General features: G+C 38.4%; 1 pseudogene. It reads right to left on the bottom strand.

Annotation, left to right across the window (positions count from 1 at the left end):
* Positions 1 to 232 (bottom strand): annotated as a pseudogene (locus tag E4T68_RS09425) (ISNCY family transposase); the annotation flags it as partial.

Below are 232 nucleotides of genomic sequence, written 5' to 3'. Positions count from 1 at the left end.
CCAAATCAACAGGTAATCGGGATTGTAAGGTATTGTTTAAACGTTCCACACGTCCTTTCCCCTGTGGAATAGATGTTGTTTTAAGGCTAATACCTAACTGAAAACAAGCAAAACCAAACTGTGTCATGGTATCGTCTTGAAGCTGTTGAGTCCCTTTCCTTTGATAATCAAATACCGTTCGTCTATCCGTTAAAAAAGCAGCAGGAATACCATAATTGGTTAATATCTGATG

It is taken from the genome of Granulicatella sp. WM01, assembly GCF_004570605.1.
Lineage (GTDB): Bacteria > Bacillota > Bacilli > Lactobacillales > Aerococcaceae > WM01.
The sequence above is the reverse complement of the archived record's forward strand: the minus strand, read 5'-3'. Positions and strand labels throughout refer to the sequence as shown.